We start from the raw sequence: 7,051 nt of genomic DNA on the forward strand, positions 1-7,051 counted from the left end.
ACCCGGCAGACTGCCCGCCAATAACAATACCCGTCGACCGGACTGCAGTGGATCGACATGGGCTAACAAATTCCAAGGCATATGCCTACCTGTCACAAAGCTCGTGCAATCTCATTTGCGCGCATACCCGCTTGCCAGGAGTCTTATGACATGAGGCCAGAAATCGCTGTGCTGGATATACAGGGTCAGTATCGGGTTTACACGGAGTTCTATCGCGCAGACGCCGCAGAGAAGACCATTATTCTGGTCAACGGCTCGATGTCCACGACTGCGTCGTTTGCCCAAACCGTGAAAAACCTCTATCCGCATTTCAACGTGGTCTGCTACGACCAGCCCTATGCGGGCAAGTCAAAAGCCCACAACCTGCATGAGAAAATGCTGACCAAGGAAATCGAAGGGCAGATCCTTCTGGAGCTGATCGAGCACTTCGCCGCCGAACACGTGCTGTCGTTTTCCTTTGGTGGCGCCGCGACCCTGGTGGCGCTGTCGCAACAACCACGCCGGATCGAAAAAGCCGTCATCAGCTCGTTCTCCCCGGTGGTCAACGCCCACATGCTCGATTACCTCGAGCGCGGTGTCGATTACCTCGGCAACCGCGACGGCGACCGGGTCGGCAACCTGGTGAACAGCACCATCGGCAAACACTTGCCGTCGTTGTTCAAACGGTTCAACTACCGACACGTCAGCAGCCTGGCCGAGCATGAATACGGGCAGATGCACTTTCACATCAGCGATGTGCTTAACAGCGATCGGCACTGCTACCTCAACGCGGCGAAGAAAATCAACGTGCCAGTGCTATTCATGAACGGCGAATGGGACGAGTACACCGCCGCCGAAGACGCCCGACTGTTCGCCGGCCACGTGCAACACAGCACCTTCAGCACCCTGCAGGCCACCGGGCACTTTCTCGACATGGAACACAAAGCCGCCTGCCGAGACAGCCGCAATGCACTGATGGGGTTCCTGAAACCGGCGCTGCATGAAGGCCGACCGCGTTTCCACCACGCCCAGGACCATCATGCATTGGCCATCTGAAACAGCGTCATCGCGAGCAAGCCCCGCTCTGCAAGAGCAGGCTTGCCCGCGAACGACCGCAACGCGGCCCGCTTTGTTTCATTTGCGCTAAAGCCATCTGCCGTAAAGAAAAACTTCATTTCCACGGTTACATCTGGTACAAAGTCAACCGCTCCAGGCGGGTGTCGTATAATGGCATTACTCCAGCTTCCCAAGCTGATAACGAGGGTTCGATTCCCTTCACCCGCTCCAATCGAATTTCAGTCTCACGTTGGTTTTTGACGGGGGATGCAGGTAAAGAAAAAACCGGCCTTGATGGCCGGTTTTTTTGTGTCTGGGGTTTGGTGGGATTGGGCTTGTGAGTCATTCCGCCATTCTCGTTTTCTTTCCCTGATTGATCAGCAGGTGCTTCCCGGAACGGTGGCGACCTGAAATCCGTTAGCGTTTTTTTCGGAAAACACGGATTTATTATCAAATTTCATCAAGCGTTAGTCTTTTCGTACATACAAATGGGACTCTCGTCTGGTTTTTCCTGGAATGTAGAGACGGGATAGATCGGTCTCGGAGGCTGGTTTTTTCTGCACTTGAATTTTTAAGCACTCACGGCAAAACCTCGCAATACACAAAGCAGCTCAATTCAGGCTTGCTCCAAGCCGTTGACGCAGTGCCCTCCTAGACTCGATTCCTATCGCCTTCCCGTCGAACCCAGGACGATTCGGTGGGTATAGTGTTGATTACAAAAAATCAGTAGGTATAGTAACCACAAGCACACCACAGGGAGGTGATGTGAATAGCCGATTTTTGATAAGCCAACTCATTGCGGACGGCTGGTATCTGGTACGAATCAGAGGCAGCCACCATCACTTCAAGCACCCGACCAAGCCGGGGCTGGTGACGGTCCCTCATCCCAAAAAAGATCTGCTCAAAAAAACGGCCATCAGTATTTTGCAACAGGCACTGCTCTAACGAGCCCGGTGCGCGGAGTCCTTGGAGGACAATGAACATGCTTTACCCAATTGCGATTTCAATGGGCGGTGATGAACATGCCTTGGGTGTGGAAGTCCCTGACATTCCGGGGTGCTTTTCCGCCGGGGAAGACCTGGATGACGCGATGGCGATGGCCCGGGAAGCCATTGAAGGCCACTTCGAGATTCTGGCCGAAGACGGTTCGCCGATCCCGCCCGCGAACAAAGTGACCTTGCACGCAGCCAACCCAAAATTCGAGGGGTGTGCATGGGCGCTGGTGGACATCGACGTGACCAAATATCTGGGCAAGGCCCAGAAGCTAAACATCACCCTGCCAGGCTATCTGCTCAATCGAATTGATGAGTACGTGCTGCACCATCCGGAGGAGAAAAGCCGTTCGGGTTTTCTGGCATCGGCAGCACTGAAGGTGTTGCAGCAGAGCTGATCACCTTATTTAAGGGATGCATTAACCGGCCCCAAGTGGCCGGTTTTTTTATGGCCGGAATTTGGCAGAACCCCACTGACGTCACTCCCTGTGGGAGTGAGCTTGCTCACGATGGCGGCCTGACAGGCAACACGGATGTGAATATGCAGCCGTCATCGAGAGCAAGCTCGCTCCCACAAGGTTTGCGGCGCTCAGCGCTGAGTGTTACTTGCAGGCACTCGTATAGTTTTCGTATAGATCTCTACCCGCCAGTAAAGTCTCCGTAGAGCCGCGTTGAGCCGGACGACAGATGCCTTACTCTCCCCGCTCACCGTTCTTTCAGAGGTCAGCATGGACAGTTCAGAGTTGGGGATCATGATCATTTCGATGATCGGGTTGTTCGGCTTTGCTTCGTTTGTTTTCGAATACTTGAGTGCCAGGCGCACAAAGAAGAGGAACGGATGACGACATCCGTTCCTCACCCGCATCAGCGCGTTGCCACCAAAAACAACCGTGGGAATGGCAACAACACCGAGCCATCGGCCAGTGCCGGATAGGCCTGTTCGATGGCAGCCAGATACTGCTTCAAATACTCCGCCCGCTCAGCCTCATCCAAAGGCTCGAGAAATGGCCGCAAGCCGCTGCCCTTGAACCACTCGACCACGCCCGACGCGCCACCTGTCAGCGGATGATGGTAAGTAGTGCGCCACACGTCGACGCGGGTGCAACAGGCATTCAACATGGAGTAATAACCACTGGCATCGGCCATTTTCGTGCGTTGTCCGGCAGCTCCGGCAAGTTTGCCCGCCCAGGGACCATTAGCTGCAACTTCCCGCATCAAGCGGTGCGAGTGCTCATTGAGGTTGTCCGGCATCTGAATCGCCAGGCTGCCACCCGGTGCAAGCTTGTTCACCAGCGAAGGCAGTAGCGCAGCGTGATCCGGCACCCACTGCAACACCGCGTTAGCGAAAATCACGTCGAACGGGCCGCTTTCGTTCCAGGTATCGATGTCGGCGATATCGAAACACACCTGCGGCAAGCGCTTGCGGGCCGCTTCAATCATGTCGGCCGAGCTGTCCAGCCCGCGCACCGTGGCGTCGGCAAAGCGTTCCACCAGCAGCTCGGTCGAATTACCGGGGCCGCAACCGATGTCGATGGCCGAGCGCACCTCTGCGGCGGGGATTGCCGCCAGCAGGTCACGGGCGGGACGAGTGCGTTCATCTTCAAAAGCGACGTATTGTTTGGCGGACCAACTCATTGCGTTCTCCTTTCGTGGGTGCCGAAGCATCTTAACCCATGGCCACCTGGCGCTTTTCTCACGACAGGCAAATAGAATTTTCAATTGGCCCCCACTGTCTGAATTTCAAGCGCCCTCTCACAAGGAAAACCGCCATGAAGTTCGCAAAAGTCGCGCAAAAACTCGCCCTATGGGCCGGTAGCCCCAAGACGTTCCTGGGGGCGATCCTGCTGATTTTCCTGTGGGGATTGAGCGGGCCGATTTTCCATTTCAACGATACCTGGCAACTGATCATCAATACCTCGACCACCATCATCACCTTCCTGATGGTGTTCTTGATCCAGAACACGCAGAACCGAGACACGGATATCTTGCATTTGAAGGTCGATGAATTGCTGCGCGTGACCAAGGACGCGCAGAACGCGATGTTGGGGCTCGAAGCGTTGGACCTCAAGGAGCTGGAGGCGCTGAGAAAACACTATCGCAGCCTGGGTGAGGGCCAGACCATTTCCATCGACGGCACCGTGGTTCAGGAGAAAGGCAAACAGGATCTGAATGAGTGCTGATCGACATTGCGCGGGTAGCCCAAGGTCACCCGCGCACGGCAATGACTAGAGACCGGCCTGCAGGGCCTTGGCCATTTGCAGGTGATTCTGTAGTTTTGGCAGGGTTTCTTCGGCGAATGCCTTGATCTGCGGCACGTCGGTGGTCTGCTCCGTTTGCTCGAGCTGCTCGATGGCTTCCTGGTTCGTTTTGACCTGACTGGCCGCGTAAGCTTCATCGAAGTTCGCGCCCTCCATGACTTCGGGCATCAAGGCCTTGGCCTTATCCACCACCTCTTCGCGCGGGGCCACCGGCAAGTCCAGTTGCTTGGCGATTTTCGCCAGGTGCTGGTTGGCGGTGGTGCGGTCGTTGATCACGACGATGGTGTAGTCCTTGATCTCTTTGGATTCGGTCTTCTGGTGCGCCAGGCGACTGGCTTCGATGTCGGCAATACCCTGGGCCGAGGCATCGTTGATGAATTCGGCGGGCGTCTGGGCGAAGGCACTGCTGGCACACAGACCCAGTATCGCGGCAAAACCGCAGTTGCGTAATCGGGTGGCCATCCGGTTCATGGTCGCGCCCTCCTCTAAAAATTCAAACGGGAGCTTTCGCCCCCGCTTCTCAATCAAAACCACCAACATCCATTACTTCGATTTCTGTGCGGGCTTACGACCCATATCGGGTTTAGGCTCCTTATCGACAGTCGTGGTGGTGGTTTTCCCACCTTTGCGACCGGCTTCAGACGCCTTGGTTCGATCGTTGCCGAAGTTTCCCGAGTTCGAGTTTCTTGAGTTAGGCATGATTCTCTACCTCTTGGTGATAATCGCGGCGAGCAGTAGCCCGCATAGATTCTGAATTTGCCCGTGCCAAAAGGTTTAGAAAAATCCGGTCATGCCGCGACGAACGGCAGCCGGCATTCAGACAAGCCGCAGGTGATGCTCGCGCTTGGCGCTGTACATCGCTTCATCGGCGTGCCGGAACAACTGTTGTTCTTCCGTGCCGTTCTCAGGGTATTGCGCCACGCCGATGCTGGGGTGGATATGCAGGCTGTGGCCGTCCAGGCGCAGCGGCTGGGCCAGGACCTGACGGATTTTCCCGGCCACGCAGTCGGCATCGCCCGAGGCGTGGATGCTGTGCAACAACACCACAAACTCGTCACCACCAATGCGCGCCACCGTGTCGGTTTCACGCACGCAGCCCTTGAGCCGATTGGCGACGGTCTGCAACAACATGTCGCCCACCGCATGACCGTGGGTGTCGTTGACTTGCTTGAAGCGGTCAAGGTCGACATACAGCAGCGCCATGCGCCCACGACCTTCACGCGCCGCTGCCAATGCGGCCTTGAGCCGGTCGCGGAGCAATTCGCGGTTGGGCAGTTGGGTCAACTGGTCGTATTGGGCCATGCGTTGCAGCCGCGCGTGCAACTGCTTGCGCTCGATCGCCGTCGCCACCTGGGCGCAGACATACTGCAACAGCTCTTTATCCTGCTCGGTGTAGCGCTCGCCGCCGGGGATGCTTTTGACGATCAGCGCGCCGATGGTGCCGTTCTGCGAGTTCAGCGGCACACCCAGCCAGCATGATGAGTTCTGCCCGGTCACCAGCGCCTCGAATCCGATGGGCGGTTTCTCCTGGTTCGGGGTCAGCAGGATGGGCAGGCCGGTGCGGATGACCTCGGCACACAGGCGCCCGGTGATCGTGCCGGGCTCGGGTTGCGGTTCGTGGTCGTCGACGTGATAGGGGAAATTCAGCTGCGCGCAGTGTTCGTCATACAGCGCCACGGAAAAATTCAGCGCCGGCAGCCATTCACCGATGATCAGGTGGACACGTTTGAACAGCGCCAGCAGGTCTTCCGCCGCATGCGCCGCTTCGGAAATCGCGTACAACGCCGCCTGCCGGGACTCGGCCTGCTTGCGTTCGGTGATGTCGCGGGCTACGGCGATGCGCAGCTGATCGACCTCCGACCAACGCGCCGACCACAGGATGTTCACCACCCGGCCATCCTTGCGCAGGTAGCGGTTCTCGAAATTCAGCTTGGGCTCGCCGCCCATGATCTCGCGTGCGGCATCAAGGGTGCGCTGGCGGTCGGCCGGGTGCACCAGATCGATCATCTGCTGACCGATCAACTCGTCGGGGGTGTAGCCGAAGACGCGCTCGCAGGCCGCACTGACAAATACGAAGCGACCTTGTTTGTCGACCGCGCAAACGGCGTCCAGCAAGAGGTCGATGTAGCTCGCCAACGGAGCGGAATTTCTGGTGGTCATGGTGCCGAGAACGTGTCCGAACGATGCAGCAATAAGAAACCATCCCTGACCCGTACCTATGCAACTGATGCAGCCCTGCAATCAGCGTCAAGCCTTGTTCGTCACCAGCCCCGGCAATGCATGCGCCAGGGCGTTGATGGCAAAACCGATAAACATCACCCCGCACAGACGGGTAATCGCCAGCTCATGGCGCTGATACAAGGTGCGCACCCGGCGCGCCCCGACAATGCCGATGAGGATAGCGTAGGCGATAAGGCCGCCGACGAAGCTCAGGACGATCAGCCACGGCAACATCGACCACGTCAACAACTCGGCGCGGCTCGACAGCAAAGCCGTGAACGTCGCTACCGCCACCGGATAGGCCTTTGGATTGGTCAAGCCAAACAGGATGCCATGCCAGAACGGCTGACGCGCCGGCCCCTCGGGTGCTTCGGCGCTGTTGCGACGCGCCCGCACCGCGCGCCAGCCGAGCCAGAACAGGTAGAGGCCGCTGAGCAAACCCAGCACATCGAACGCGGTGCTGCCGATTTCCCGCGCACCGACAATCGCCACCAGCGCCGTGCTGCACCAGATCACATCGCCCAGCAAATGCCCGCAGAGAAACCC

10 protein-coding genes and 1 tRNA gene are annotated in these 7,051 nt (G+C 57.6%); 5 read left to right on the plus strand and 6 right to left on the minus strand.

What is annotated here, in order from left to right; genetic code table 11:
- Positions 1 to 150: 150 nt before the first annotated feature.
- Positions 151 to 1,035, plus strand: coding sequence for an alpha/beta fold hydrolase (locus tag GPL81_RS23635; protein ID WP_160108671.1), 885 nt, complete (start codon positions 151 to 153; stop codon positions 1,033 to 1,035).
- Here GPL81_RS23635 and GPL81_RS23640 read toward each other — a convergent pair.
- Positions 1,017 to 1,160 carry a hypothetical protein gene (locus GPL81_RS23640; protein WP_160108672.1) on the minus strand — a complete coding sequence of 48 codons (144 nt, stop codon included), beginning with the start codon at positions 1,158 to 1,160 and terminating at the stop codon, positions 1,017 to 1,019. The two genes, GPL81_RS23635 and GPL81_RS23640, sit on opposite strands and share 19 nt — an antisense overlap.
- Positions 1,161 to 1,192: 32 nt before the next feature.
- On the opposite strand from GPL81_RS23640, the gene GPL81_RS23645 reads away from it, so the two are divergent.
- From GPL81_RS23645 to GPL81_RS23655, 3 genes are all read left to right on the plus strand, one after another.
- Positions 1,193 to 1,266: transfer RNA gene (locus GPL81_RS23645), tRNA-Gly, on the plus strand.
- Positions 1,267 to 1,800: 534 nt separating this feature from the next.
- Positions 1,801 to 1,980: a type II toxin-antitoxin system HicA family toxin gene (locus tag GPL81_RS23650; RefSeq protein WP_108227799.1), complete on the plus strand. Its 180-nt coding sequence runs from the start codon at positions 1,801 to 1,803 to the stop codon at positions 1,978 to 1,980.
- Between the two features lie 37 nt (positions 1,981 to 2,017).
- Positions 2,018 to 2,425 (plus strand): type II toxin-antitoxin system HicB family antitoxin, encoded by a 408-nt coding sequence (locus GPL81_RS23655; RefSeq protein ID WP_160108673.1) that lies wholly within the window; start codon positions 2,018 to 2,020, stop codon positions 2,423 to 2,425.
- Between the two features lie 466 nt (positions 2,426 to 2,891).
- Here GPL81_RS23655 and tam read toward each other — a convergent pair whose 3' ends face one another.
- Complete coding sequence (tam, locus tag GPL81_RS23660) at positions 2,892 to 3,662, minus strand: trans-aconitate 2-methyltransferase (RefSeq protein WP_160108674.1); 771 nt, start codon at positions 3,660 to 3,662, stop codon at positions 2,892 to 2,894.
- Positions 3,663 to 3,796: 134 nt separating this feature from the next.
- Here tam and GPL81_RS23665 point away from each other — a divergent pair, with 134 nt between their 5' ends.
- On the plus strand, positions 3,797 to 4,207 hold the full coding sequence (locus tag GPL81_RS23665) for a low affinity iron permease family protein (RefSeq protein WP_160108675.1): 411 nt from the start codon (positions 3,797 to 3,799) through the stop codon (positions 4,205 to 4,207).
- Between the two features lie 45 nt (positions 4,208 to 4,252).
- On the opposite strand, the gene GPL81_RS23670 is transcribed toward GPL81_RS23665, so the two are convergent.
- The 4 genes from GPL81_RS23670 to GPL81_RS23685 all read right to left on the minus strand — a co-directional run.
- Complete coding sequence (locus GPL81_RS23670) at positions 4,253 to 4,756, minus strand: DUF4142 domain-containing protein (protein WP_160108676.1); 504 nt, start codon at positions 4,754 to 4,756, stop codon at positions 4,253 to 4,255.
- A gap of 72 nt (positions 4,757 to 4,828) precedes the next feature.
- Positions 4,829 to 4,984, minus strand: coding sequence for a KGG domain-containing protein (locus GPL81_RS23675; protein WP_096513031.1), 156 nt, complete (start codon positions 4,982 to 4,984; stop codon positions 4,829 to 4,831).
- Positions 4,985 to 5,101: 117 nt separating this feature from the next.
- On the minus strand, positions 5,102 to 6,445 hold the full coding sequence (locus GPL81_RS23680; RefSeq protein ID WP_160108677.1) for a sensor domain-containing protein: 1,344 nt from the start codon (positions 6,443 to 6,445) through the stop codon (positions 5,102 to 5,104).
- An 87-nt stretch (positions 6,446 to 6,532) separates the two neighbouring features.
- Positions 6,533 to 7,051: LysE family translocator (locus GPL81_RS23685; protein WP_160108678.1), on the minus strand; the 519-nt coding region annotated here is incomplete at its 5' end.

Origin of the sequence: Pseudomonas izuensis (assembly GCF_009861505.1) — a bacterium.
Lineage (GTDB): Bacteria > Pseudomonadota > Gammaproteobacteria > Pseudomonadales > Pseudomonadaceae > Aquipseudomonas > Aquipseudomonas izuensis.